Annotated in this window: 23 protein-coding genes; 10 read left to right on the top strand and 13 right to left on the bottom strand. The window is 62.0% G+C overall.

Annotated features, from left to right (window positions below; genetic code table 11):
* From B3H86_RS07375 to aguB, 5 genes are all read left to right on the top strand, one after another.
* Positions 1-103, top strand: a 103-nt coding sequence (locus B3H86_RS07375; protein WP_349679839.1) for a hypothetical protein, incomplete at its 5' end; no start/stop codon positions are given.
* 225 nt (positions 104-328) lie between these two features.
* Positions 329-1,576, top strand: coding sequence for a capsular biosynthesis protein (locus B3H86_RS07370; RefSeq protein ID WP_292052457.1), 1,248 nt, complete (start codon positions 329-331; stop codon positions 1,574-1,576).
* 179 nt (positions 1,577-1,755) lie between these two features.
* Positions 1,756-4,218 carry a TonB-dependent receptor gene (locus B3H86_RS07365; protein ID WP_292052455.1) on the top strand — a complete coding sequence of 821 codons (2,463 nt, stop codon included), beginning with the start codon at positions 1,756-1,758 and terminating at the stop codon, positions 4,216-4,218.
* A gap of 167 nt (positions 4,219-4,385) precedes the next feature.
* Positions 4,386-5,390 (top strand): agmatine deiminase family protein, encoded by a 1,005-nt coding sequence (locus tag B3H86_RS07360; RefSeq protein ID WP_292052453.1) that lies wholly within the window; start codon positions 4,386-4,388, stop codon positions 5,388-5,390.
* Positions 5,390-6,256, top strand: coding sequence for an N-carbamoylputrescine amidase (gene aguB, locus B3H86_RS07355; RefSeq protein ID WP_292052451.1), 867 nt, complete (start codon positions 5,390-5,392; stop codon positions 6,254-6,256). The genes B3H86_RS07360 and aguB overlap by 1 nt, the downstream gene beginning before the upstream one ends.
* A gap of 35 nt (positions 6,257-6,291) precedes the next feature.
* On the opposite strand, the gene B3H86_RS07350 is transcribed toward aguB, so the two are convergent.
* The 6 genes from B3H86_RS07350 to B3H86_RS07325 all read right to left on the bottom strand — a co-directional run bounded on the left by B3H86_RS07350 (position 6,292) and on the right by B3H86_RS07325 (position 11,502).
* Positions 6,292-7,242, bottom strand: a complete 951-nt coding sequence (locus tag B3H86_RS07350) for a right-handed parallel beta-helix repeat-containing protein (RefSeq protein ID WP_292052449.1) — start codon at positions 7,240-7,242, stop codon at positions 6,292-6,294.
* On the bottom strand, positions 7,242-8,078 hold the full coding sequence (locus B3H86_RS07345; RefSeq protein ID WP_292052447.1) for a phosphatase PAP2 family protein: 837 nt from the start codon (positions 8,076-8,078) through the stop codon (positions 7,242-7,244). Before B3H86_RS07345 ends, B3H86_RS07350 begins: the two co-directional genes overlap by 1 nt.
* A gap of 22 nt (positions 8,079-8,100) precedes the next feature.
* A complete protein-coding gene (locus B3H86_RS07340) occupies positions 8,101-8,571 on the bottom strand; it encodes a hypothetical protein (protein WP_292052445.1) in 471 nt (156 codons plus the stop codon).
* Positions 8,572-8,687: 116 nt separating this feature from the next.
* A complete protein-coding gene (locus tag B3H86_RS07335; protein ID WP_292052443.1) occupies positions 8,688-8,903 on the bottom strand; it encodes a hypothetical protein in 216 nt (71 codons plus the stop codon).
* Positions 8,904-9,035: 132 nt separating this feature from the next.
* A complete protein-coding gene (locus tag B3H86_RS07330) occupies positions 9,036-10,082 on the bottom strand; it encodes a 1,9-bis(guanidino)-5-aza-nonane synthase (RefSeq protein WP_292052441.1) in 1,047 nt (348 codons plus the stop codon).
* 157 nt (positions 10,083-10,239) lie between these two features.
* On the bottom strand, positions 10,240-11,502 hold the full coding sequence (locus tag B3H86_RS07325; RefSeq protein ID WP_292052439.1) for a type III PLP-dependent enzyme: 1,263 nt from the start codon (positions 11,500-11,502) through the stop codon (positions 10,240-10,242).
* A 296-nt stretch (positions 11,503-11,798) separates the two neighbouring features.
* On the opposite strand from B3H86_RS07325, the gene phnC reads away from it, so the two are divergent.
* From phnC to B3H86_RS07305, 4 genes are all read left to right on the top strand, one after another.
* Positions 11,799-12,593 (top strand): phosphonate ABC transporter ATP-binding protein, encoded by a 795-nt coding sequence (gene phnC, locus B3H86_RS07320; protein ID WP_292052436.1) that lies wholly within the window; start codon positions 11,799-11,801, stop codon positions 12,591-12,593.
* Complete coding sequence (phnD, locus tag B3H86_RS07315) at positions 12,590-13,594, top strand: phosphate/phosphite/phosphonate ABC transporter substrate-binding protein (protein WP_292052433.1); 1,005 nt, start codon at positions 12,590-12,592, stop codon at positions 13,592-13,594. The genes phnC and phnD overlap by 4 nt, the downstream gene beginning before the upstream one ends.
* Entirely contained in the window at positions 13,591-14,403 is an 813-nt protein-coding gene (gene phnE / locus B3H86_RS07310) for a phosphonate ABC transporter, permease protein PhnE (protein ID WP_292052431.1), read from the top strand. The genes phnD and phnE overlap by 4 nt, the downstream gene beginning before the upstream one ends.
* A 96-nt stretch (positions 14,404-14,499) precedes the next feature.
* Positions 14,500-15,582, top strand: coding sequence for a substrate-binding domain-containing protein (locus B3H86_RS07305; protein ID WP_292052429.1), 1,083 nt, complete (start codon positions 14,500-14,502; stop codon positions 15,580-15,582).
* 53 nt (positions 15,583-15,635) lie between these two features.
* Here the strand turns inward: B3H86_RS07305 and B3H86_RS07300 are convergent, their stop codons facing one another.
* Complete coding sequence (locus tag B3H86_RS07300) at positions 15,636-16,721, bottom strand: glycosyltransferase family 4 protein (protein ID WP_292052428.1); 1,086 nt, start codon at positions 16,719-16,721, stop codon at positions 15,636-15,638.
* Positions 16,722-16,945: 224 nt separating this feature from the next.
* On the opposite strand from B3H86_RS07300, the gene putA reads away from it, so the two are divergent.
* A complete protein-coding gene (gene putA, locus B3H86_RS07295) occupies positions 16,946-20,059 on the top strand; it encodes a bifunctional proline dehydrogenase/L-glutamate gamma-semialdehyde dehydrogenase PutA (RefSeq protein ID WP_292052426.1) in 3,114 nt (1,037 codons plus the stop codon).
* On the opposite strand, the gene B3H86_RS07290 is transcribed toward putA, so the two are convergent.
* The 6 genes from B3H86_RS07290 to B3H86_RS07265 all read right to left on the bottom strand — a co-directional run bounded on the left by B3H86_RS07290 (position 20,060) and on the right by B3H86_RS07265 (position 26,657).
* Entirely contained in the window at positions 20,060-21,253 is a 1,194-nt protein-coding gene (locus B3H86_RS07290; protein WP_292052424.1) for a hypothetical protein, read from the bottom strand.
* 2 nt (positions 21,254-21,255) lie between these two features.
* On the bottom strand, positions 21,256-22,377 hold the full coding sequence (locus tag B3H86_RS07285; protein ID WP_292052422.1) for a glycosyltransferase: 1,122 nt from the start codon (positions 22,375-22,377) through the stop codon (positions 21,256-21,258).
* A complete protein-coding gene (locus B3H86_RS07280; RefSeq protein WP_292052420.1) occupies positions 22,374-23,558 on the bottom strand; it encodes a glycosyltransferase family 4 protein in 1,185 nt (394 codons plus the stop codon). The genes B3H86_RS07285 and B3H86_RS07280 overlap by 4 nt, the downstream gene beginning before the upstream one ends.
* The gene (locus tag B3H86_RS07275) at positions 23,546-24,745 is read right to left on the bottom strand and encodes an AGE family epimerase/isomerase (RefSeq protein WP_292052418.1); all 1,200 of its coding nucleotides are present in this window, start codon (positions 24,743-24,745) and stop codon (positions 23,546-23,548) included. The genes B3H86_RS07280 and B3H86_RS07275 overlap by 13 nt, the downstream gene beginning before the upstream one ends.
* Positions 24,746-24,876: 131 nt before the next feature.
* Entirely contained in the window at positions 24,877-25,587 is a 711-nt protein-coding gene (locus B3H86_RS07270) for a sugar phosphate nucleotidyltransferase (RefSeq protein ID WP_292052416.1), read from the bottom strand.
* A gap of 11 nt (positions 25,588-25,598) precedes the next feature.
* The gene (locus B3H86_RS07265) at positions 25,599-26,657 is read right to left on the bottom strand and encodes a dehydrogenase (protein ID WP_292052414.1); all 1,059 of its coding nucleotides are present in this window, start codon (positions 26,655-26,657) and stop codon (positions 25,599-25,601) included.
* Position 26,658 lies beyond the last annotated feature (1 nt).

Genomic DNA, 26,658 nt, shown 5'->3' with positions numbered 1-26,658 from the left:
GATCTCGCTGGACGGTAAGGGTGAAACCGCCCTGGCCAAGCCGACCGCCGATGGCGTTCGCGAGCCGCTGAACCGTCGCGCGACCATCGACATCAACTTCTAATCTGAAGGGAAGGGGACTTCGGTCTCCTTCCTGACAGTTTTGAAGTTAAGATAACGAGAACCGCAGGTCGCCTATGGTGGTCTGCGGTTCTTTGTTGGTACCAAGTTCAAAGCTTTACTTTTCTGTTGGTCATTCCAACGAACGTGATTACGAAAGCGGTACTGGTAATCGCCGTGCCACCACGTCGCTGATTGCTACATTCCGATCTTCGAGAGAGCTGTCGCATTGCTTGCACCCTACGATCCCGATCAGTCCAAGATCGAACAAGGTGATGCCCAAGCGCTGAAGGGACGTAAGTTCCTTTTGGTAACACTTCCGTTCGGCCCGTTCGGACGTCACCTTCGTCAGGCGCTGGTCGCTATGGGTGCGGAAGTCGTTGACCGTATTGCTTTCAACGCGGGGGATGAGCTGTCTTGGCGCGGACGGGGTCTGCGACGTTTCAAAGGCTCTGCCAATGACTGGCGTCGCCAGTTCCCGCAGATCGCCGGTGAATACACCGACGTTGTGATTTTCGGTGAAAGCGGGCCGTATAACCAAACGGTGTCGAACCTGGCCAAATCCATCCCCGCCCGTCTGTGGGTACTGGAGAACGGCTATTTCCGTCCGGACTGGATCACGCTGGAGCGCAATGGCGTCAACGCCAGCAGCCAGCTGCCGCGTCACCGCGAGGGTTACGACCCGCCCGTACCCGAACTCGAGGTCAGCCACAGCGTCGGGCGGATCCTGCCCTACCATGTGCTGAACATCAGTGTTTATCACGCGGTTCAGGTGCTGGGTGGCTGGCTCTATCCGAACTACCGCAATCCCTACACCGTCCCCGCCTGGCTCCAGTGTGTGAGCCACATCCAGCGCTACCTCAAACTGGCGCTGCGTTCGGTCAAGGAAGTGGATACCAAGGTACTGGCCGCGCGCGGGCCGTTCTTCATCGCCTGCCTGCAACGCGAAGGTGACAACCAGCTTCTGCGGTATTCAAAGCTGGCCGATAACACCGCCTTTATCGTCAAGGTGATCAACAGCTTTGCCGAAAATGCACCGGCGCACACGCGACTGGTGTTCAAAAACCACCCGCTCGATCCGGGTTTGGTGGATTTCCGTGCGGTCGTCCGCAACCTTGCTGCCGACCGTAATATCAGCTCGCGCGTCGATTTCATTGATGGGGGCAACCTGGCCGATATGTGCCGGGCATCGCTGGGCATGGTGGTCAATAACTCCAGCGCCGCTCTGTCGGCCCTGGGATTTGGCACCCCGGTTAAGGTATTGGGTCAGGCCTTCTTCGATTTTGAAGGGCTGTCGGATCAAAAACCGCTGGATTCCTTTTGGTCCGCACCTGCGCCCGTGGACAAGGAACTGTTCAAACGCTTCCGCGCACATGTCTTATCTAAGACACAAATTAACGGGAACTATCATGAACCTCGCGCGATTAAGCGTACGGCGTGGTCGGTTGCCGCAACATTTGGCCGCCTAGAGTCCTGAAAATTAGGGCTTTAGGCCCGTCGTCCACAGGCGTGTTGCCTTATAGCAACCCTCGGTCGCTGTCATCTTACTGTCATATGATTGTCGCCCAAACTTATGTTGGAGCGCCTAAATCCCCGCACATCCAATGACACAAGTGTCGCCTGTTCACCTCGGCGGCACGACAAAGGGGATCACCGTTGTCTAATTTTGCTCGCAGCCTGACCTTCGGCGCATCGGCTCTGGCCATCGCGCTCGGTATGGCGACCACCGCTTCGGCCCAGTCGACCGGTACCGCAGCCGTTGAAGTCGAACAGGTCGTCGTGACCGGCCGTCGCGGCCCGCGCACCATCGATGGCGCCATCGTTGCTGAAACCGTCGGCAAGTCGCGCTCGACGGTCACGCAAGAGTACATCGAGAACCAAGCCGCCGGTCAGTCGATCAACGAAGTTCTGAACCTGGTTCCGGGCATGAGCTTCACCAACAACGACGCCTACGGCTCGTCGGGCGGCAACATCCGTCTGCACGGCTTCGACGGTGCCCGCATCGCGCAGACCTTTGACGGTATGCCGCTGAACGACTCGGGTAACTACTCGCTGTACACCAACCAGCAACTGGACGGTGAGCTGATCGGTTCGGCTTCGGTCAACACCGGCACCACCGACGTCGACTCCCCGACCGCAGCTGCCACCGGCGGCACGATCAACATGAACTCGATCAACCCGTCGATGGACTTCGGTGGTCGCGTCAAGGCTTCGATCGGCGACAACAACTACCACCGCGTGTTCGGCATCGTGAACACCGGCGAGATCGGCCCGTGGGGCACCCGCGCCTGGTTCGCCTACTCGGACCAATCGTACGACAAGTACAAGGGCGAGGGCGACCTCAACAAGATCCAGTACAACTTCAAGGTCTACCAGCCGATCCGCGACAACGGCGACTTCGTCTCGCTGGCCGGTCACTGGAACCGCAACCGTAACAATAACTACGCTGACATGCAGTTGGCCCGTAACGCAGACGGTTCGGCCACTCTCGCTCCGGGCGTGAGCTGGAACAGCGACTTCGACAACAAGTACACCGCTCCGACCTACCGTAACGGTGTGGCTGACGTCGACAGCAACAGCAACCGCTACTGGGCTCTGCGTCAGAACCCGTCGGACACCGGCAACATCCGCGCCCAGTCGCGTTTCACACTGGCCGACAACCTGATCTTCACCTTCGACCCGTCGTTCCAGTACACCCTGGCAACCGGTGGTTCGGGCCAGTGGACCCTGTCGGAAACCGATCGTACCGTTCGCGGTTCGAAGACCACCGGCGGTGTTGACCTGAACGGTGACGGCGACTTCCTGGACACCGTTCGTGTTCACTCGACCAGCCTGACCCACACCCAGCGTTACGGCATCTCGTCGTCGCTGATCTGGAAGCTGTCGGACACCCAAACCGTCCGCGCCGCCTATACCCTGGACCACGCCCGTCACCGCCAGACCGGCATGTACGGCATGATCGACTTCACCAACCCGACCGACCCGCGTTTCGCTGAAGTCTGGGCCGGTCTGAAGAACGCCGACAACCGCGTCGTCAACCTGGACGGCTACGAGCTGCGCTCGCGTGACCGTCTGTCGTACGCCATCCTGAACCAGTTCGCCGTTGAATACGCCGGCCGTTTCATGGACGACACCGTCCGCGTCAACGTTGGCCTGCGTGCTCCGTTCTTCAAGCGTGAACTGAACCAGTTCTGCTACTCGCAGTACAAGTCGAGCACCGTCGTCTGCACGACCGAAGTCGAAGGTGCAAACCCGACCGGTCCGGCTGGCACTGTGAAGGTGGGCAACCGTACCCAGAGCTACATCGCTCCGTACTCGCGTGAAGTCGAGTTCGACGACATCCTGCCGAACGTCAACGTTTCGTGGAACTTCGCGGGCCCGCACTCGGTGTACGCTTCGTACGCTGAATCGCTGACCCTGCCGCGTACCGACAACCTGTACACCGTGTTCTACGACGACAAGGGCAACATCACCTCGCCGATCGCACAACCGGAAACCACCAAGACCTACGACGCTGGTTACCGTTACCAAACCGGTACCCTGATCGCTTCGGCCAACGTGTGGTACACCCAGTTCAAGAACCGCATCATCTCGCGTTACGACCGTGATCTGGACATCTCGATCGACGCCAACGTGGGTGATGTGAAGCTGTACGGCTTTGACTCGCAAATCGGCTGGTCGCCGATCGAAGGTCTGTCGCTGTATGCTTCGGCTTCGTACACCGAGAGCGAGATCTCGGATGACTACCTGGACGGCACCACTGTGATCCGTACCGGCGGCAAGTCGCTGACCGAGACCCCGGACTGGACCTTCGGTGGTCGCGTTCAATACGAAACCGGCCCGCTGCAACTCGGCGCTCAAGTCAAGTACACCGGTGAGCGTTTCGTTACCGACGAAAACGACCTCTACACCGAGGGCTACACCGTCGTTAACGCCGACGCCAAGTTCGACCTGGGCTACTTCGGCCACGAAGGCACCAACGTTGCCCTGCGCGTCGTGAACCTGTTCGACGAACAGTACTTCGGTTCGCTCTCGGGTGCTGTGAACTCCAGCCGTGCTACCTACGGCTACCGTGGCGCTCCGCGTACCATCCAAGCGACCCTGACCTACTCGTTCTAATCCGAACGGGGTCGGTTAAGACCTGAGGCAAGGGCGGTCCGGAAACGGGCCGCCCTTTCTTTATGGGGCGTATTCGCCTTTGATCGGCTATCCATTGAAGTTGCGGCTCATAAAGCCTATCTGCCGCCTTCGTTTTTCTTGTTTCCACGCCCTCTCGAGGACGCTCTATGACCACCGCTCCTATCCCTGCCGAATGGACGCCGCACCGCGCCATGTGGGTTGGCTGGCCCAGCCATGCCGAACTCTGGCAGGAAGATCTGGAACAGGCGCAGAACGAGGTCGAGGCCCTCGTGCTGGCACTGGCCGGACCGGGCCGCGAGCAGGTCAAGCTCATGGTCGGTAATGACGAGGCGCTTGAACCCGCACGCGCGCGCTTTGCCGGCGTCGAGGGAATAGAGGTCGTGGCCGGTCGCTTCGGTGACATATGGCTGCGTGACACCGGCCCGATCTTCGGTGCCGGATCGACGTCTGCCAACGCCTTCACCTTCAATGGGTGGGGCGGCAAGTACGATCTGCCGCACGATGACGAAGTCGCCGACCAGATTGGCGAGCGTGCCGCTGTGGCCCTGACCCGTCACGACTTTATCCTCGAAGGCGGCGCTGTCGATCATGACGGCGAGGGCACCGTTCTGACCACGCGCCAGTGCGTGCTGAACCCCAACCGCAATGAAGGCTGGACCGAAGAGAAGGCCGAGGCCGCCTTTGCCGAGGCTCTGGGGGCCAAAAAGGTTATTTGGCTGGGCGATGGTCTGCTGAACGACCATACCGACGGCCACGTCGACAATCTGGCCCGCTTCATCGCGCCGGGTGTTGTGGCCTGCCCGATCGCTTTTGGTGCCGATGATCCGAACGCGGACGTTTACGATGAAACGGCGCGTCTTCTGGCGAATTCGACCGATGCACAGGGCCGTCAGATCAACGTCCTGCGCATTCCGTCGCCGGGTCTGGTCAAGGACGAGGACGGCGAGCCCATTCCGGCCAGCCACATGAATTTCCTGATCGCCAACGGCGCAGTCGTCGTTCCGACCTACGGCAACGAAAACGCTGCCCGCGTGGCTTGCGAAGCCCTGGCCATCATCTATCCGGATCGCCAGATCATCCCGTCGCCGTCCATCGCCATCCTGACCGGCGGCGGTTCGTTCCACTGCATCAGCCAGCAGGAGCCTGCCTAATGGCCCGTGAAATCACCGTCGCCGGTATCCAGACGTCCTACGGCACCGACCTGCAGGACAATATCGACAAGACCATCGGCTTCATCCGCGAAGCGGCCAAGCAGGGCGCGCAGGTCATCCTGCCGTCGGAACTGTTCCAGGGCCCGTACTTCTGCGTTTCGCAGGAAGAGCACTGGTTCGAGCACGCCTATGAGTGGGACAAGCACCCCTGCGTGACCCAGTTGATGCCGGTCGCCAAGGAACTGGGCGTGGCCATTCCCGTCTCGATCTTCGAGCGTGAAGGCCCGCAGTATTACAACTCGCTGGTCATGCTGGATGCCGATGGCGAGGCTATGGGCGTCTATCGCAAGAGCCACATCCCTGACGGCCCCGGCTATCAGGAGAAGTATTACTTCCGTCCGGGCGACACGGGCTTCAAGGTGTGGAACACCCGCTTCGGCAAGGTCGGCGTCGGCATCTGCTGGGACCAGTGGTACCCAGAGACCGCCCGCGCCATGATGCTGCAGGGCGCGGAGGTGCTGATGTACCCGACCGCCATCGGTACCGAGCCGCACGACGACAGCCTCGACACCGCCGCCCCGTGGCAGCGCGCCATGCAGGGCCATGCCGTCTCGAACGTGGTGCCGGTGGTCGGTGCCAACCGCATCGGCCACGAACAGGTGACCGAAGCGGGCCAGACCTTCTATGGACACAGCTTCATCGCCAACCATCGTGGCGATCTGGTCGAGAGCTTCGGGCGTGACGAAGAGGGCGTGCTGGTCTCGACCTTCGATCTCGACTTCCTGGATCGCCACCGTGCGGCATGGGGCTTTTTCCGCGACCGCCGCACGGACCTTTACGGTCCGCTGACGGGACCGAAACGCTAGGACATCCAAGGGCGGGGCCGAAGGCTCCGCCCTTTTTAGTTGCGGCTGTTGCCCCGGATAATGTTTCCGCTGGCGTTGTCGCGGTCATCTATGCTGCTGCCGAATGGATATCCGGCATCGTCGCGGCAATAGGACCGCCGCCCGTTGCGGGCATTCTCGACAACCAGACGTGGCCTCAGCCACGATGCGCCGGTGAAGCTGTTGTCCGTGATGGTGTTGCGGGACGGGGTCTGATGCCGGATGACGCCGCGCTCGCCACAGTTGCGGTACAGGAAGACGCCGGGCTTGCCGTGCAGGTCAAACCGGTTGTTGCTGATCCGGTTCTCTGCCGAGCCGTCTATCGCGATCATCTCCCGTCCGGTGCGGGTGAATATGCGGTTGCCGGTGATGTGGTTACGCGCACTTTCAGCATCCAGATAAATGGCCGTAGCGGAGGTAACCCCATTCAGGGTCGAGTCCTTCAGGACAACGCCCGAGACACCCGGCCCGACATAGAGGGGTATCGATCCGCGCCCTGTGATGGTCAGCCCCTCGAGCGCAATATCGGAGGGGGCTGCCAGAATGGCGCGTTCTGTGTGGCCGCGGCTGCGGGAGGACTGCCTGAGGTCGTCATATTCCCCGTCCGCCCCCATGCCGAATATGCGGATATTGCCCAGAACCGTGCAGTTGCGGATGCGCACCGAACGCGCGGGTATCCATCCCCCGTTGTCTGTCTTGCGGGAAAGGATTGCGATCGTGGGGCGCCGGGTCGAGACAGCCAGGTTGGGGCGACCCACCGTGCCGCCTTGGCAGTCGATGGATACGCCATTGCCCGTACGGCCTTCGATCAGGACAGGGCGGGGGATGGTATCACCGGCCGCCAGAGTGACCGAACACTCCAGCCGCACAGGTGTATCGGAAACCTGTGTCAGTATCTGCTTTTGTTCGTCTGTACAGGGCGGCGCAGGGGGATGAGGGATCAGGACCGCCGCCAGCCATTCCAGCATTACAGCTGCAGGCCCGCGCTCATGGCCAGGGCGCTTCTTTCTGCGGCGCAGCCGGGGTTGGTGGTCTGTTTGGCGCGCAGGGTCATCAGCTCGGCCTGCGCGGCGGTCAAATCGGCTGCAAAGGCGGGTGTGTTGGCCACTTCCTCGAAAACCTTCTGGCCCAGCTCGAAGCCGACGCGAACATCAGTAGGGTAGTGCATGCCGCAGATCGCCCGGCTGAGTGCGATCTGCCGGCCGGTTTCTATGGCTTCAGCGGCGTGTTCGGGGTCAATCGCAGCCATCGCATAGCCGTAGGCCGCCGCAACCGTTGCGCTACCCGAGGGATAGGATGGCGAGGCCCGACCTGCGGGCGATACGGTTTGGCAGGCTGTACGGGCCGCGTCGTCGCCCACAGGGCGGGGGCGGTGTGCCCTGAGTTTGACGATGGTGGATGCGGCCTCACCGTCTTCGAAAAGCTTGTGCAGCAGGCGTGCCGTAGCCGGGGCTGCATTGTTGGCCGGGTCGAAGCGGACACCCAGAGTGCAATCGAAATGCTGAAGGGCATAGGGCAGGCGCACTTCGGCGTGACTGGTTGCCAGAAGCCAGCGGTCGGTATTTTCCAAAGACCGATAGGACGCCGACAGGCTGCGGTCTGCCGCATCCTGCTCGCTGTCTTTCGCAGGGGGTGCAGGAACGGCAGCAGCCAACTCACGCAGTCTGTCAGGTGACAGATATCCCTTGCCGCCATGAGCCGTCTCGACCGCCTGCGGTTCGTAGGCTGCGGGGGTGCCGACGCAGGCTGACAGGGAGATCGAGAAAGCCAGCAAGCCAGTAAAAACAACCGGACGCGTCTTCATCGTTATCTCCCGCGGGACCGTATCAGCGCCCGTCTTTCCAGGTCAGTTGGACAGAGGTTGCCTCATTTTCATCGCGGGAGGCAACAACCTGAACCTCGGCACCCGTCGCGCCCAGCGCCGCAAAGGCACGGGCATTGCCCTGGTTCATCGCCATGACAGGCTTGAGGCCCGCCTCGGATGCGAGGCGACGGTAGTGCGAGATCACATCGTCAGGCGTGGCTGCGGTGGTGAATTCGGCCATACCGCCCGGTCCGTCCGAACCGTCTGCCACGATTACCGGCTGATCCAGCGTCGCGTCGGGATACAGGCTGGCGAACACAGGAGCACCGGTGGCTAGCGGCTTACCGCCATGCTCCGGATGCACAGGATCGTTTTCGGTATGGAGGTCCGCTTCGGCAACGGGATCGCTGTCGGTTTCCTGGCGATCGGACGACCCGCCGCATGCGGCCAGCAGGGTGGCGCACAAAGCCGAGGCCGCAACAGCCGTCAGCAATGAATTTCCAAAGGGCTTCATCTACCTATCAGGTCCCAAGCCTTAGATAAGGGTTCATAACTGGACCATACGCGCGTTGTCAGCAAGGCGCGTTTAAGGCAATCCAGCCACATCTCTTAGGCCTGTGACTTATCGTCCTCGGCCTGTTGCGTGTCTTTAGCCAACTGGCGGCCTTTTTCGGCCAGATACGCGTTGATCCGCTCGGAATCCCTGTCGTCATCGGAGCCTGAGGCCGAGCCGCCACGCAGGGATCCCGCGCGTGTGTCGGACCCTGAATCCGTGCCTTGAAGCGCGCGCTTCAGACGTTCGGCCAGTTTTTCTTCTTCGGTCATGTTTGGCGCTCCCTATTGTTACCAACTGAACGCCCATCACCCTTGTCTGTTTCCAGAGATGAAAAAGGCTCCGGCAGGTAACTGCCGGAGCCTTCTTGATCATGGTCTGTCCTGTCAGGGACAGGTCATGGCTTATTTGGCGAACAGCTTGGCCCAGTTGCGGGCTTCGCGCGACTTCCAGGCGCCGCGGTGATAGGCGTCCGAGCCGATCAGCGGAACCACGGTGGTGGCTTCAGCGAAGACCATTTGTTCGTAGGTGGTCGAGACCTTACCCCACGAAGCGGCTTCCTTCAGGGTCGAGGACGAGCAGGCACCGTCGCGGACGTCGGCCACGGTGATCTGCACGGCGTATTTGTGCATGTCGGCTTCGACGCCGAGGATTTCAGCGCAGACGACGGTGTCCTGGGCGAAGTTCTTCGGAACGCCACCGCCGACCATGAACAGGGCGGTGGTGCCAGCGGCGATCTTGATGTCGGTCAGTTCGCGGAAGTCGGCAACCGCGTCGATGCACATGTACGGCTTGCCGGCGGCGGCGCGTTCCTTTTGGTGCTTGACCAGACCGAAGCCAGCCGAGGAGTCGACGAAGGCCGGGCAGAAGATCGGCACGCCCTTTTCATAGGCGGTCTGGATCAGCGAGCCTTCCTTCTTGGCGTTGCCAGAGGCCAGCCACTTGCCCATTTCCCAAATGAATTCGCGCGACGAATACGGGCGCGGCTCAAGGCTGTTGGCGATCTCGAGGATGGTGTGGTCGCAGGCCTGCAGCTCTTCCTCATCGATGTAGGTATCGTAGATACGGTCGATGTAGTTGTCGCGCAGGACGTTGTCGTCCACCGGGCCTTCGGCCTGATAGTGCTTGAAGCCTAGGGCTTCGAAGAAGTCCATGTCGACGATCGAGGCACCGGTGGCCACGACGGCGTCGATCATGTTGTTCTGCACCATGTCACGGTAGACGTGCATGCAGCCGCCGGCCGAGGTCGAACCGGCCAGGATCAGCCAAGGCGAGCACTCTTTGTCTTCGAGGGCCATGTTGAAGATGTCGGCGGCGCGGGCGGTATCGCGCGACGAGAACGACATCTTGCGCATCGAGTCGATGATCGGACGGGCGTCGTAAGAGGTGATGTCCACGTGCTCGACGGTATTGTTGAGCAGCTGAGCCTTCATGTTCGACTGAGCGGTCATTTCAGCGGTTTCCCTAAAGATTTGAGCGCCCGTCAGAAACTGAAACAGCGACCCGGACGGAGCGACGGGCCGCTATCTATACAAACGTCCTATGACGCTTTTGGCGCCATCGGACGTTTTTCGAACCGGTCTCCGAAGAGACCGGTCCGGAAGAGGGTTATTTGCGACGCTTGCGCTGGCCAGCCTTGCCCTTGGGGCGCGACAGGCGAACCACCTTGCGCGAGTTTTCCTCGGCGGTGGTGCGCACGGTCGGGATCGAGCGCGGGGCCAGACCGTAGAGCGAGGCCATAGGCGCATCCTCGACAGCCACAATCTCGTGCGAGCCGTAGCCGTTGAAGCCGGTGGTCATGGCCACGCCATAGGCCCCCATCATGCCGATCTCGATGAAGTCGCCTTCAGCGATGTCGGACGGGAGCCAGAACGGGCCGGGCATGTGGTCGATGGAATCGCAGGTCGGGCCATAGAAGCGGAAAGGCTTCAGTTCCGACGAGGATTCACCGTCACGGACCAGCTTGGTCGGGAAGGGCCAACGCGAGTGGGTCGCGTCGAACAGCGAGCCATAGGAGCCGTCGTTCAGATACAGGGCATCGCCCTTGCGCAGATCGACGCGGCACAGGATCGAAGAGCTTTCAGCCACGATCGCACGGCCCGGCTCGCACCACAGCTCGGTCGTTTCCGACACCGGCATCTCGTTGAAGCCGCGATGGATGGCGTCGGCATATTCCTGCAGGTCCGGCGGGACCATGCCCGGATAGACCGACGGGAAGCCGCCGCCGACATCGACGATATCGACGAAGACGCCAGCCTTCTTGATGGCGCGACCGACCTGGGTCATCGCCGCTTCATAGGCCGACGGACGCATGCACTGCGAACCGACGTGGAAGCTGACGCCCATCAGGCCGTCCTGAACGGCCTGGCGGGTGGCCATCAGCAGGGCCGGAGCCTGATCCGGCGAAACGCCGAACTTGCCCGACAGCGAATAGGCCGCGCCGTCGGCCGACACGCCCATGCGCACAACCAGATTGAGGTCTGCGGCATTGTCGGTCGACTCGAGGATTTTCTGCAGCTCGTCGTGGCTGTCCAGCACGAAGGTACGGACGCCATGCTCATAATAGGCCGCCTTGATGGCACCGCGGCTCTTGACCGGATGCATGAAGGCCAGACGTGCATTGGGGCTGACCGAACGAACCAGTTCGATCTCGGCCACGGATGCCACGTCAAAGCTGTTCACGCCCGATTTGACCAGGGTCTCGATGACCCACGGCGACGGGTTCGCCTTCACTGCATAGAAGACGTCAGCGTTCAGATTATTCTGGAACCAGCGCGCTGCTACGGAAACCGAAGCCGGACGCACGAGTGCGACCGGACGCTCCGGGGACCGCTCACGGACCAGGTCCAGGGGAAGTTGGTACGTGCGCAATTCACGTAACCCCCTGTTAGTTGTTAAACCTAGACCGGCGTTAGCGGCGCAAGTGAGGACCTACGGGGTCCGCCGGAACGCGCGATATGGGGTCATTACGCCTGAATGTAAAGAGGTAATTTTAGGGCAGCCCAAAGCCAAGTTACACACAGTTAATATGCAATTTGTCGTATGCGACGGATGTCGGAAGTGCCGCAGGCTGGACGAAAACGACCTAGGCGTGTCATTAAGACTTGCCCTTGCGCCATTCTCGCGTCATGCGGCGCCCCCTTTGTTGCAACCTCATCCACGGGTTCATGAGTTCTTCATCATCCGCCGTTGCGTCGGTACGCGACGTCTCGAAGACCTACGGGGCCAGAAAGGCGCTCGACGGCGTGTCCGTCGAGGTCGGCGCCGGTGAAATGGTCGCCCTTATTGGTCCTTCGGGTTCGGGCAAGTCCACCTTGCTCCGTTCGATCACGGGTCTACACCCGATTGATCCGGGCGGTACGATTTCTGTTTTTGGCGACGTCGTTCAGCAGAACGGTCGTGTGACCAAGAACGTGCGCCGTGCGCGCGGTCGTCTGGGCATGATCTTCCAGCAGTTCAATCTGGTGGGACGCCTCAGCCTGTTCTCCAACGTTGTCCTCGGCTCTATCGGCCGTCTGCCGGCATGGCGTGGCTATTTCGGCGTCTGGCCGAAGGCTGACCGCGAAAGGGCTATGGCCGCGCTTCACCGCGTCGGCGTGTCCGAGTATGCGGCCCAGCGCGCCAACACCCTGTCGGGTGGCCAGCAGCAGCGCGGTGCCATCGCCCGCGCCCTGCTTCAAGGTGCCAAGGCCATCCTCGCTGACGAGCCTGTCGCTTCGCTTGATCCGGTTTCGGCCCGCAAGGTCATGGAACTGCTGGTCGAGCTGAACAAGCGCGACGGCCTCGGCGTCATCGTCACCCTTCACCAGGTTGACTATGCGATCCGCTACTGCGACCGCGTGATCGCCCTGCAAAAGGGCAAGATCGTGTACGACGGTCCGGCAACGGGTCTGGATACGCAGCGCCTGATCGAAATCTACGGTCCCGAATACGAGGACGCGTTCTGGGAGGCCACGGCATGACCCAATATCGTTTTTCGCGTCGCGCACTGGGCCTGGTGGCCGGTGCCGTCATGGCTCTGGGCCTCGCGTCCTGCGGCGGTGACAAGGCCGCAGGCGGCAAGGCGGCTGGTGAAGTCCAGTTCGCCATCCTGCCGGCCGAGGGCCAGTCGTCCTCGGGACCGCTGTGGCAGCCGCTGCTGGACGACATGTCCAAGTCGATCGGCGTTCCGGTAAAGCCTTACTTCGCCTCGAACTATACCGTTCTGGTCGAGGCCATGCGCGGCAACCAGATCCAGGCGGCCTGGTTCCCGGCCAAGACGGCGATCGAAGCTATCGACCGCGCCAACGGCGAAGTCGTGGCCCGTATCGTCGATCCGGAAGGCAATGACAGCTATTCCTCGACGCTCATCGTCAAGAAGGGCTCGGGCATTACGCTCGACGACGTCATGGCTTGCGGCAAGAAATACGACTTCGGCATCGGTGATGCCCTGTCGACATCGGGCACGCTGGCTCCGCTGACCTTCCTGTTCAACCCGAAGGGTGTTGTGCCGGAGCAGTGCTTCAAGACCGTGCGTTCGGCAAACCATCAGGCGAACTCGTTCGCCGTGGCCAACGGTCTGGTCCAGGTCGCCACCTCGAACACGATCAACACCGTCTTCATCGCCCGTCAAAACCCGACGATCGCGACCCAGCTTGAAGAAATCTGGCGCTCGCCGCCGATCCCGGAAGCGGGCATCGTTGTCCGCAACGACCTTGACCCGGCGGTCAAGGAAAAGATCCGTGCCTTTTTCCTCGCCTACGGCCGCGCCGAAGGTGCCGAGGGCGAACGTCAGCGCGAAATCCTGAAGGCCCTGAACTATTCGGGCTTCAACGCGGCGGACGAAACCTATCTGAATCCGGTGCGCGAGATGATCGCCGACCAGGCTCTGACCGACGCCAAGGCCAAGGGCGATAACGCCGCTGCGGCCAAGGCCGAGGCCGAGCTGCAGCGTCTGCGTGCACTTCGTGAGGTCCAGCCTTGAGTACCGCTCCTGTAACCACAACGGCCATTCCCAAGCCGCCGGTAAAGTCTGCTGGCGCATGGGCGCTGGATGTCCTGATCTGGGGCGGCGTGGCCGTCCTGCTGCTGATCAGCATCGATGCCGTTGACCTGAAGAACGTCTCGCGTCTGTTTACCAACTCGGCGAACATCCAGACCTTCGCTGCCGACCTGCTGCGTCCGAACTTCGCGGACTGGCGACTGTTCGTCAGCAAGATGTGGGAAACCATCCAGATCGCCCTTTGGGGTACCTTCCTGGCCATCTTCCTGGGTGTGCCGATGGGTCTGGCGGCTGCGCGTAACATCGCTCCGGTGTGGGTGGTCCAGCCGGTGCGCTGGGTCATGAACGCCCTGCGTTCGATCCCTGATCTGGTCATGGGTCTGCTGTTCGTCGTCGCCGTGGGCCTTGGCCCGCTCGCCGGTGTTCTGGCTATCGCCCTGAACACTGCCGGTGTTCTGGCCAAGCTGTTCTCGGAAGCGGTCGAGTCGATCGACAAGGGTCCGGTTGAAGGCGTTCGCGCTACCGGTGCTTCGAAGCTGCACGAGATCATCTGGGGCGTTCTGCCGCAAGTGGCACCGCTGTGGACCTCGTTCGCCCTGTACCGCTTTGAATCGAACAGCCGTTCGGCAACCGTTCTGGGCCTGATCGGCGCAGGTGGTATCGGTCAGGTTCTGTTCGACCGCATGAACGCCTTCGATTTCAGCGCCGTTTCGGCGGTTGTGATCGTGGTCGTTGTCGCCGTGACCCTGATCGACATGCTGTCTCAGGCCATGCGCAAGCGTCTGCTGTAACCGCGTCAGGTTTACACAGACTGTCACAAAGGTCTGGCCGGACCGTCACAAATCATCTCTATGCGCATCATGGATGATGATCTGAGAGGTCCGGCTATGACCGTACTACCCACTCGCGTACTCAAGATTTCGGCCTGCGCCGCGGCACTGCTGGCGATTGCCGCCTGTGGCCAAGGCTCTTCCGGCGGAGCGGCCAACCAGAAAGCCCGCGCGGGTGTTTGGGCCGCTGGCTCATCCACCGTCTTCCCCTTTGTAACCCGCGTTGCCGAGAACTTTGGCCGCGCCAATCCGGGCGGTGCCCAGCCCCGGGTCGAGGCCTTGGGGACGGGCGGCGGTATCCAGGCCTTCTGCGGCGGTATCGGCCCGTCCTTCCCCGACATTGCCAACGCTTCGCGCCAGATGAAGCAGAGCGAATTCGATCGCTGTGTCGCCAATGGCGTCACCGACATCATCGAGCTCAAGGTCGGCTATGACGGCATTGTGGTGGCGACGGCCCGCAACGGCAATTCTTTCGATCTGAAGCTGGAAGATCTCTACAAGGCGCTGGGCAAGCAGGTACCGGACGCCAGCGGTGCCCTGGCGGCCAACACCGTCACCAACTGGAGCCAGGTCAATCCGGCCCTTCCGAACCAACGCATCCAGGTCTATGGCCCGCCGCCCACCTCGGGCACGCGCGACGCCTTCCTTGAGCTGGGCATGGCACCGGGGGGCGAGAAGCTTCCTGCCGTGGCGGCGTTGAAGTCCGACAAGGAAAAGTTCGAAAGCGTCACCCATACCCTCCGTGAGGATGGTGCGTGGATCGACTCGGGCGAAAACGATAACGCCATCGTCCAGACCCTGACCCGCACTCCGGGTTCGTTGGGCGTGTTCGGCTTCTCCTTCCTCGAGCAGAACATGGACACGGTGAAGGCCGAGACCATCGACGGTGTCGCCCCGTCGATCGAAGCCATTGCCGACGGATCCTACCCGCTGGCCCGTTCGCTCTACATCTACGTCAAGAAGGCCCACATCGGCGTCATCCCGGGGCTTCAGGAATTCGTTCTTGAGTTCATGTCGGACGGTGCAGCCGGTCGCGGCGGCTATCTGCAGGATCGCGGTCTGGTGCCGCTCAGTGCCGAGGCACTGGCTGCAGAACGTGCCAAAGCGAGCGCCCTGACCTCGATGGCCCGTCCGGACTAAGTCCGCTCAAACAAAAAACGCCCCGGTGAGCCATTCACCGGGGCGTTTTCATTTTATGCGGCCTGTTTTCTGCGCAGGCGCGCAATGCGCCTCAGACGTCTCCAGAAGCGACCGCGCTGGGGTTCCGGATAGGGCTGGAGGTTTTCGATGAACTGCTCGGCCGAGGCGCGCCAGCTGAACTTCTCGGCATAGGCGCGCACATCCTTGCGGTCGATCTTGAGACATTCAAGACAGGCCGTGCGCAGATCGTCGTCGATCACGCCAGCCCCTGAGTTCGGGATGATATCGATTGGGCCGTGGGCCGGATAGGCGGCCACCGGCGTGCCCGTGGCCATAGCTTCCAGGATCACCAGACCGAAGGTGTCGGTCCAGCTGGGGAAGACGAAGACATCGGCATCGGCAAAACAGCGGGCCAGTTCATCACCGAATTTGGCACCGAGGAATTTGGCCTCCGGATATTTTTCCTGAAGCTCGGCGCGCGCGGGGCCGTCACCGACGATGATCTTGGTGCCGGGCAGGTCCTGTTCGAGGAAGGCCTCGATGTTCTTCTCGACCGCCACGCGGCCCACATTCAGGAAGAAGGGGCGCGGCCAGTCCTTGCCGCCCAGCTCCTCGAAGATCGGCTTCAGGTCGGGGTTGAACAGCTCGGTGTCCACGCCGCGGGTCCACGGCGAGACATTGCGGAAGCCATGCTCCGTCAGTTCGTCACGCAGGGTCGGGGTGGCGACCATCAGTCGGCCCGAGGGTTTGTGGAACCACTTCATATAGGCGTAGCCGACCTGGACGGGGATCGGGAAACGCGCCGAAACATATTCGGGGAATTTTGTGTGGTAGCTGGTGGTGAACGGCAGCTTCCACTCGATGCAGATGCGGCGCGTGGCGATGCCCAGCGGCCCTTCGGTGGAAATGTGCACGGCCTCGGGCTCGAACGCGCGCAGGCGCTCGCGGATTTCCTCTTCGGCTCCCAGTGCCAGTCGGATTTCCGGATAGGTCGGGCAGGGAATAGTCTTGAACTGGCTTGGCTCGATAACCTCGACCTCGTGACCCATAGCGCGGCACTCCGCCACGGTGCGGGTCAGGGTTCGGACGACGCCGTTGACCTGGGGCTCCCAGGCGTCAGTGACCAGAACGATACGCATGAATTCGATTAGGCCTTTGAGCCGTTTCGTAAAGTTATGAGGTTTTAGCGGCTTCGCGTGACGATAGCGAGACTAGATACCAACAACGATGATCACGCCACCGCGATATCCCTGACAAGGGTAAGGTCTCTGTCGCCAAATCGTGTACAGGAATGGCGATATAATATCGAAGGACATTCGGTTCATCCGTCGATATAGGCGAAAATTCACAGGAGTGAATTCAAATGTCGAGTGACCTTCGCCACTGGGACGGACTGGACGCCAACAAGTATCGCGACGAGCGCGAGACGGTGGCGGACCTGCTGTCGCGGACCCCGCTGGATGGCGCAGAGCGCGCCAAGGTTTTGGCCGAGGCGACCGAACTGGTCGAGCACGCCCGCAAGAGCCAGAAGAAGCAGGGTGTTGTAGAAAGCTTCCTTCAGGAGTTTTCGCTGGGCACGCGTGAGGGTCTGGCGCTGATGACGCTGGCCGAGGCGCTGCTGCGTACGCCGGATTCGGACACGCGCGACCGCCTGATCTCGGAAAAGATCGGCTCTGCCGACTGGGCCAGCCACCTCGGCAAGTCGGACAGCCCGCTGGTCAACTTTTCCAGCTTCGGTCTGATGATCGCGGGCAAGCTGGTTGAGCCGGACGAAGAGATGAAGCGCGACCTGCCCGCCGTGCTCAAGGGTATCGCGGGTCGTCTGGGCGAGCCGGTCATCCGCCGCGCCGTGGGTACCGCCGTCAAGATCATGGGCGAGCAGTTCGTGGTCGGTCGCACCATCGAGGCCGCGCTGAAACGCTCGGACAAGGAAGGCTGGCTGTGCAGCTTCGACATGCTGGGCGAAGGCGCCCGCACGACTGCCGACGCCGAACGCTATGAAAAAATCTATGCCGATGCCATCGAGGCCGTCGGCAGGACCGCAACCGGCCAGGGTCCGGAAGCGGGCCACGGTGTCTCGGTCAAGCTGTCGGCCCTGTCGCCGCGCTATCAATCGGTTCAGGAAGACCGCGTCTGGCAAGAGCTTTACCCGCGCATCCTGCGACTGGCCGAGATCGCCGCCAAATACGACATCAACTATACGATCGACGCCGAAGAGGCCGACCGTCTGGCCCTGTCGCTGAAGCTTCTGGAGCGCCTGTGCACCGAGCCGTCGCTGGGTGACTGGAAGGGACTTGGCCTTGCCGTTCAGGCCTATCAGAAGCGCACTTCGGAAACGATCCAGCGCCTGATCGATATGTCCAAGCGCACAAACCGTCGCCTGATGGTGCGTCTGGTGAAGGGGGCCTATTGGGATACCGAGATCAAGCTGGCGCAGGTCAATGGCCGCACCGACTATCCGGTGTTCACGACCAAGCCCGCGACCGACCTGAACTATCTGGTCTGCGCACGCATGATGATCGAGGCCGCGCCCCACATCTATTGCCAGTTCGCCACCCACAACGCCCACACCCTGGCCGCCGTGCGCCGCATGGCCCGCGACCGTGGCGTGACCATCGAGCACCAGCGCCTGCACGGCATGGGCGAGGCCCTCTATGACGCCGCCCGCGACATGTGGTCGGACGAGAAGATCATCGTCCGCGCCTATGCGCCGGTCGGTGGCCATGAAGAACTGCTGCCCTATCTGGTGCGCCGTCTGCTGGAAAACGGCGCCAACTCCTCCTTTGTCCACGCCCTGCTGGACGAACGCGTTCCGGCCGCCGATGTGGCCGCCGATCCCATCACTGCCGTCGAGGCCCAGCCCGACCGCCATCCGAAGATCCCTGTGCCCATGAACATCTACGGTGACCGCAAGAACTCCCTCGGCCGCGACTATTCGACGGCAGAGGCCCGCGAAATCCACGCCGCCGCAGTCAAGGCGATTGATGCCGAGACGCTGATGGCGGGTCCGATCATCGGCGGCAAGCTGCTGAACGGTGTGGAAACGCGCGACGTGACCAATCCGTATGACCGCGCTCAGGTCGTCGGCAAGACCTCGGACGCCACGCCGGAACAGGTCGATCAGGCTGTCAAGAAGGCCGCAGAGGCCCAAGTCGCCTGGGACAAGATGCTGGGCGCGGGACGCGCGCCGATCCTGCGGGCCATGGCCGACGCGCTTGAAGCGGACATGGACCGTCTGGTCGCCCTGCTGTCGCGTGAAGCGGGCAAGACCCTGAACGACGGCGTGGCCGAGGTGCGCGAAGCCGCCGACTTCTGCCGCTACTACGCCATGCTGGCCGAGAAGGACTTCGGTGGCCGCGAAACCCTGAAGGGGCCGACGGGCGAAGTGAACCAGCTGGTCCTGCATGGCCGTGGCGTGTTCGCCGCCATCAGCCCGTGGAACTTCCCGCTGGCCATCTTCACCGGTCAGATCGTGGCGGCGCTGGCAGCGGGCAACGCCGTGGTGGCCAAGCCTGCCGAACAGACCCCGCTCATCGCCGCAGAGGCCGTGCGCCTCTATTACAAGGCGGGCCTGAACCCTGACCTGCTGGCCCTTGTTCCGGGCCGTGGGGAGACGGTGGGTGCGGCTCTGACCGCCCACCCGATGATTGACGGCGTGGCCTTTACTGGCGGCACAGACACGGCCAATGCCATCAACCGTGGCCTGGCCAATCGCCAAGGCCCGATCATCCCCTTCATCGCCGAAACGGGCGGCCTGAACGGCATGTTCGTGGACACCACGGCGCTGAAGGAACAGGTGATCGACGATGTGATCCTGTCGGCCTTTGGCTCGGCGGGCCAGCGCTGCTCGGCGCTTCGCGTTCTCTATGTGCCGCACGATGCCGCCGATGGGCTGATCGCGGGCCTGAAGGGCGCGCTGGACGTTCAGGTCATCGGTGACCCGACCGATCCCAAGACCGACATCGGTCCGGTGATCGATGCCGAGAGCCGCGAGAACCTTGAAAAGCACGTCGCGCGTTTGGAAAAGGAAGCCAAGGTCATCGCCCGTGGCAACCTGCCCGCTGACAGCGCCAAGGGCGACCTGTTCGCGCCGGTCATCGCCGAAATCCCGACGCCGGACTTCCTCGAGCGCGAGGTGTTCGGCCCGATCCTGCACATCTACCGCTACCACCCCAAGGACCTGAAGGACGTGGCCTCCAAACTGGCGGCGCGCGGCTTTGGCCTGACGCTGGGGGTTCACAGCCGCATCGACGCCTTCGCCGAAGAGGTGATGGCGCTGGTTCCGGCGGGCAATGTTTATGTGAACCGCTCGATCATCGGCGCTGTCGTCGGCGTCCAGCCCTTCGGCGGCGAGGGCCTGTCCGGCACCGGCCCCAAGGCGGGCGGTCCCAACAGCCTGATCCGCTACGCCTCGGAAAAGGCCATCAGCATCAACATCGCCGCCCAGGGCGGTGATCCGGCGCTGCTGAACCTGTAATCAGGCGTAGAAGAAGCGAATATCCTGCACCGCGATCCCGCCCCGGGGCGCGGTGCAGGACAGGCTCAGCACAGAGGCGCTGACGCCTGCCTGAGGGCGGATTGTCACCGTGCAGGGGACACCGCCTACCTTGCCGGGTTCGACCTGGGCATCAATGCCGTCAATCTGGGCAGACAGGGCGGCCAGACCTTCGGTTGTCGCCTCCGTTACGGTCAGGGCGATGGCGCGTAGGGTTCGATCCGGATGGGGATTGAGAACCGTGGCGGCGGCACCCATGCGACGTTGCTCGATGCGGTCGCGGCTCAGTTCGGCATCGCTCCATCCCCAACCCAGATAGGGCGATAGTGCGCCGACAACGCCCACTGCCGTATCTGCAGCCGTGGCTGCGCCGGTTTGCGCGACCAGTTGGCGTGCCTGGGCGCGGTTGTCCGCGCCCTTGTCATTGATCAGTGCCAGAAGATGGGCGGTGATGTCCTCGATCAGCAAATGCTGGCGGGCGATCTGCGCATTGAGTTTGGTTTCCAGCGCCATGCTGGCATCGGCCAGCTTCCGCTCGGCTTCGGACAGGCGGATGTCGGTGACGATCCCGCCACCCATCAGCGTATCGGCGGGAGCCAGAACCGTGCGCCAGAGACATTCCAGCGACGGGGCGTGCAGGATTTCGAATGTCACGCCCCTGTCCGAAAAATCACTCGCCTCGACAGGCAGGGTAAAGCGGATGTGCGCCCCACCGCTCTCGTCCCCACCGGCCAGTTTCACATCGACCGGGCGTAGCAGGGTGCCGTTAACCCGCCCGATCAGCATCGGTACATTGACGCCGTTTGTACGGTTATGGGCGGTGCCGGTAATCAGGCCATTGCGGAACTGGACCTGAATATCGCCGAGCGTACCTTCGCCGATCAGGTTGTTGACCGTAGCGGAATCGTCGATAACCAAGGGGGCAATGGCATCCTTGCCATCGGCCCAGCCGATACGGATTTCCGCTGGAAACCCTACGTGGGGAAACCGCTCGACGGGTACCAGAATATGGCTGTCGCCCTCGCCGATGCTGACAGGATCACCCAGGGCAACGCCGCGCACAAAGGCCTGCAACTGACCGCCCGCAACGCTATCGCGCCGCGCCAGCTGGATCGCACCGGCGACAAAACGTTCAAAGGCCAGAGAATGGCTGGTGGCCGACATGGAAGCGCTCATGTTCAAGAGTTTGCCCTGATTGCATTGGCCAGAGCGTCATACTGGGTTTCTGTTACCGACGTATATTCGCGCCAGACTTCCCGCGATGCTACCGCCAGTTCATCGCGGTACCGGCTGTTCTGGCTATAGGCGGCCATAGCCTGGACCATTGCGTCGGGATCGGCCAGCACATGGGCCTCGTGACGGGCGGGCAAGCCTACAAAGGCCTGATCCGTTCCCATGACGGGCCGCCCATAGGCCAGGGCTTCGATGGTTTTGATCTTCAGCCCCGTGCCTGCGGTCATAGGGTTCAGAACGCAATCGACCATGTCGTAGAAGTCTGAAGGGTGATTGACGCGCCCCAGGGTTATCGGGTGCGATTGCAGAGTGCCGACGTTTTGACAGACAGATCCGGCCACAGCCCAACGGGCCGTTGATTGCGGCGCGACCAGAGCCCTGTCGAGTGCGCGGGCCGAGGCGATGTTCCACGGGTTTGCGCTTCCGAAATAGCCGAACACCGGGTTGTCCGTATACGGACGTTCAATGGCGGGTATGGCATCGATCAGGTGGCCCGCAATCTGCACCCTGGCTTTCGTGCGCGCGGCCAGAATGCGTTCCTCTTCGTCCTGTATGGCCAGAACAAGGTCTGCGCGGTCCAGTCCGCGCCGCTCTTCCTCGACGGTGGTGAAAAACCATGAGGGTTCCAGACCGGCGTCGATGGCCAGCCGTGCCCGGTCGCCAAAAAGGTCGTGGGTGTCGAGAATGCGCAGGCTGTCGTGCACAGCCTCGAAGCAGCCGGACAGCCAGACATAGTTGACGATCACGGCGGAATAGCGATTTTGGGCTGTCAGGGCGCGGACCCTGCTGACCAGCGCATCGGGGCACCAGTCATCCAGCCCCCAGTGAGAGGCAAAGGACTGTTGCCTGTGTGGCAGCTTGTCCAGCAGGTGAACGGCATTCCATTCCTGCTGCATCTGGTACAGGCCGTCGTCGGTCAGTCCGGCCAATACGAAATACAGCAGGTCCACCTCGATCCCGCGCCGCTTTAACTGGCGGGCAAAGGCATGGATGCGGGCGGAGTTCCCCTGATCCTGGGGGTGGGTATAGGTGGGGCTGACAAGCAAAACCCTGGGCGCGCGGCTCATAGGGCGGCCCCCGCGGGTCTGCGGGCCTTGCGGATGACGTCGGCCAGTTGTCTGGCATAGGTCTGTATAGACAGGTCGGTTCGCGCAAACCTGGCCGCGGCCTGTCCAACCGATCCCCGGTGATCCGGCGAATGGTGCAGGTGCAGCAGAATGCCAAGTAGCGCGTCGGCTGTGCCGGTCGCAGGCATTTTGACCACACAGTCGTCTGGATATTCGCTGTACGAGCCTGTGTCGGTGACTATGGCACAGGCCCCCTGGGCCAGGGCGCGGGCGAGGGACCCCGAGCTTTCACCGACCGAAGGGAAGCGAAGGTTGATGAAGACGTCGCTGACCGCAATCCAGTCATCCAGCCGATCTTCGGAGGCATAGCCGGTAAAGATCACCCTGCCATGCAGATTGTCATAGCCTGCGACGATGTCGTTCAGGTCCAGCCTGTCGTGCGACGGACTGCCTGCATGGACCCACAGCGCATCGGGGATGGTCTTGACCAGTTCGGACATGGCCTTTGCGATCAGGTCGAACCGTTTGACGTGGGCGGCAAAGCCGGACGTCACGATCAGATAGGTCGTGTCTGCCACACCCAATTGCGCGCGCACGGTCTCGCGGTCGCGCGGTGCCGCCTGCATGGCGAAATGGGGGATGACGCTGACATGGTCTAGAGGGCGACCCGCAGTACGCTCCAGCAGGCGTTTGGCATATCGGGAATGGACGACAACCGCCCGTGACCCGGTCACCAACTCGCCTGTCATGTCGCACAGCATATAGGGCAGTTTGGACTTCAAAGCTTCGGAGGCAAAATCGCCGATCGTGCGCTCCGACAGTTGCGGTGCGCTGTGGCGCATCAATTGCCGGACCTCTGCAGGATCAAGACCCAGCGAGCGGTACAGGTGAAGCAATTGAAGGTCATGCAATATCACCACGCCCGGCACTTTACGGGCCTGCTCCAACTCGGTGCGGTGCTGCCAGTTGTTGCCGATCTGGTAGATGCGCAGCTCGCCGCTCTTGGCCGCGCGCTTCAGGGCCACACCTTTGGGCGCGGTGCCGCCATCGGTTGAAGTGACTGCGGACTGCACGAAATAGGGGCGAAGTGCCTCCATCATGCGCCAGGCATAGTCCGCAATGCCGTTACGGGCCGGTGGCAGCGGCGTAAAATGGGTGATGCGTGGCCTTATGAAGCGCATGCTTCAGCAGTAGCACGAGAATGCGCTTCCGCTACGCCCGTCAGTCCATTGGCCTCAACCACAGCACAGGTGATGTGATAGAGGCTGCTGGCGCGGCTCGGCTCGATAGCGGGGCGACCATCGGGTTCCAGATGCTCCCACCAGGCACCACGCACCGGATGGTCGAAAAAGCGCCGCATCGAGGCCAGCGCTGCGCTGACCTCGTCCAGTCGCTTGTCGCGGTTATGGGCTTCGGCAAGCCTGAACAGCGAGGTCTTGGCCTTCAGACGTTCGGTCTGCGGCCACAGACGGTGACGCGGATCCAGTACGGAATGGTCAGGGCTCAGGGTGTTGACGGCCAGGTCCTGATCGCTGACCCCGTGCTGTTCGCCGGTGTTGAAGATGGCCTGTGCCGGCGCGACCAGTTCGGGGCGGTTGCCGCGCTCGGCCCAATCCATCAGTAGCCATGCCCACTCGAACTGGTGGCCCGGTTCGATGCCCTGATGTTCCAGACTGTCCAGCGGGGTCCAGTCGCGTGCGAAATATTCACGCACCGCATGGCAGCGGGGATCGATGAATTGAGACACGCACAAGTCGGACAGGCGATTGGCCATCTGGGCCCAGCGTGGCGCGTCCGAAACCTTGGTCCATGCAATCGCGGCTTCAAGCAGGTGCATGTGCGGGTTTGATTTCAGGATGGTGGCATCGTCCTGATAGCCGCGTCCGTCCGCAGTGCGGTGGTCTTGATCCAGAATGTCCAGAAGGGCGTTGGCCCGCGTCTCCAGGGCACCTGCCCTATGCGGCATCGCACTGCTGGCTGCGGCCAGGGCGAACATGGCAAAGGCATAGTCATACAGGGTAAAGCTCGCGTCGATGACGTTGCCCTCAGCGGTGACGCTGGCCACCAGACGGCCGTCCGGCTGTATGGATCTGTTCAGCAGGAAATTCAGACCGTGCTCGATCAAGGCATCGCAAGGCCCGCTCCAGCCCAGCTGTTTGGCCATAGCGAACACATAGATCTGACGCGCTACAAGACGCGAGCGGCGAGGGTCGTCGCAGAGAGTGCCATCGGCGTGGATACGCTCGAAAAAGCCACCCTTTCGATCATCGGTGCCGACGGTGCTCCACAGGCTGTAGGCACAGTCGAACAGCCACTGACGGGTCGTATCAAGTTCAGTTTTGAATCGTACTACGGCACCGGAAGTCATGGCAGCCTCGCTGAGAGATGGGGGCGGGCTTGGAATGGCCCGTAGCTAGGCGAAAGAGTACTATAAGTATTAGGCCTGCGGAAATAGTGACCGCAGGCCGCTTGTCACACGGATACAAATAAAGCGCATTCTTAGATCTGGGCTAAAAGCTCTGTCTGGGCGCGGTCGAAGTCTTCAATAACTCCGATATCAATAAAGTAACAGTCTCGTTTCACGCAGCGTAGCTGACCTTCAAGAGCCAGTGGCGGCAAGGTCATCTGTTCGAGCGACCCATCCTCGGGCAGGAATTCAACGATCGACCTGTCGAACAGATAGACACCGCCATTGATGTATCCGGGGCCGGATGCAGAGCCAGAACCGCCAAATACGGTAACGGTATCGCCGTCTGTCTCTACGGCACCGTAGCGGGTGCGGTCATCGACATGGCGAAGGGACAGGACGCCCAGGACGGATGGTGTCATGAGGCCATCAAGGTCACGCAGCGGCGCGTTTAGCCACGAGTCGCCGTTCAGCAGATAGAAACGCTCGTCCAGTGCCTCGCGGGCATGCCAGATCGCGCCGCCGGTCCCGACACGGCCCGGCTCTACAGCGACCTCGATCGTGGTGCCCGGATGCGACTGCATATAGGACCGGGCAAAGGCCTTGATCTGCTCGTTCTCGAAGGCGGCCAGAAGCAGAAAGCGGTCCAGTCCTTCGGCACGCAGACGATCCAGCAGAAACGCCAGAAACGGACGGCCAGCAACCGGCAGCAAGGGTTTCGGCGTGGATTTGGTCAGCTCGCCCAGTCGCGAGCCGATGCCGCCACAGAGGATGACGGCCTGACGAATTTGCACGGCATTCATGGAGCTGTGGCCTAGGACAGGGCGCGCCAGGAGATGGCACCTTCGGGGGTGAATTTGCACGGCAAAAGCTTGCCGGGTTGGCGGGCCAGCACGTCGACCAGCTTCTGGCGAAGGTGAGGCGGGCACACCAGCATCAGGAAGCCGCCACCGCCTGCACCGGACACCTTGCCTGCCAGCGCGCCGGCTTCCATCGAGAGTTCGAGGATACGTTCGATCTCGCTGTTGCTGATGGCCGAAGAGGTCGCCTTCTTGGCTTCCCAACCGCGGCGCAGCGTCTCGGCCAGAGCGTTGATGTTGCAGGTCAGCAGAGCTTCCTTCATCGCCACAGCCTCATCTTTGAGGCGCATCATGGCGTCGAGCGAGGACTTGTTGTTGTCCGAGATGTTCTTCTGCTGGGTTTCGATGATGTTGGCCGATTCACGGGCCTGTCCGGTGTAGTAGAGCACCAGAGAGGCCTCCAGCTCGTTCACCATCCGCTCGGGCACGCGCAAGGGGTTGATGATGGCGTGACCCTTGGCGCCGAATTCCATGAAGTTGAAGCCGCCGAAGGCTGCCGCATACTGGTCCTGCTTGCCGCCAGCGAGCAGCAGGTCCTCGCGTTCGATCGAGAAGGCGAGACGGGCGACATCATACTCACCCAGCGGCAGGCGCAGATAGTTGCGATAGGCTTCGACCAGGGCCACCACCAGGGCGGACGATCCGCCCATACCCGAACCGCTGGGAACGTCAACCGAGGTGCGCACGGTCACGGCCAGCGGCTGGCCGTTGTTGAAGTCGCGCACAATGCGGTTGTAGACGCCGCGATGAAGCAGGGCTGCACCTGACAGCGGCAGTTCGGCGACAGCCTCGTGATCGAAAGACTGGTCGTGTTCCAAAGCCACGAAATGAACGCGGCCATCGGTGCGCGGTTCAAGATAGGCATAGGCATACAATGCCACGGTGGCGTTCATGACGAAGCCCCCGTGGTCATCGCAGAAGGGAGACAGATCTGTTCCGCCACCGGCAAAGCCGAGACGCAACGGAGCACGTGCACGGATGGCGCGCGGACGGATCGGATCAGTCGGAGTCACA

This window comes from Brevundimonas sp. UBA5866, assembly GCF_002432125.1.
Taxonomy (GTDB): domain Bacteria; phylum Pseudomonadota; class Alphaproteobacteria; order Caulobacterales; family Caulobacteraceae; genus Brevundimonas.
Note: the sequence above shows the minus strand (reverse complement) of the source record. Positions and strands in the feature narration are given on the sequence as shown.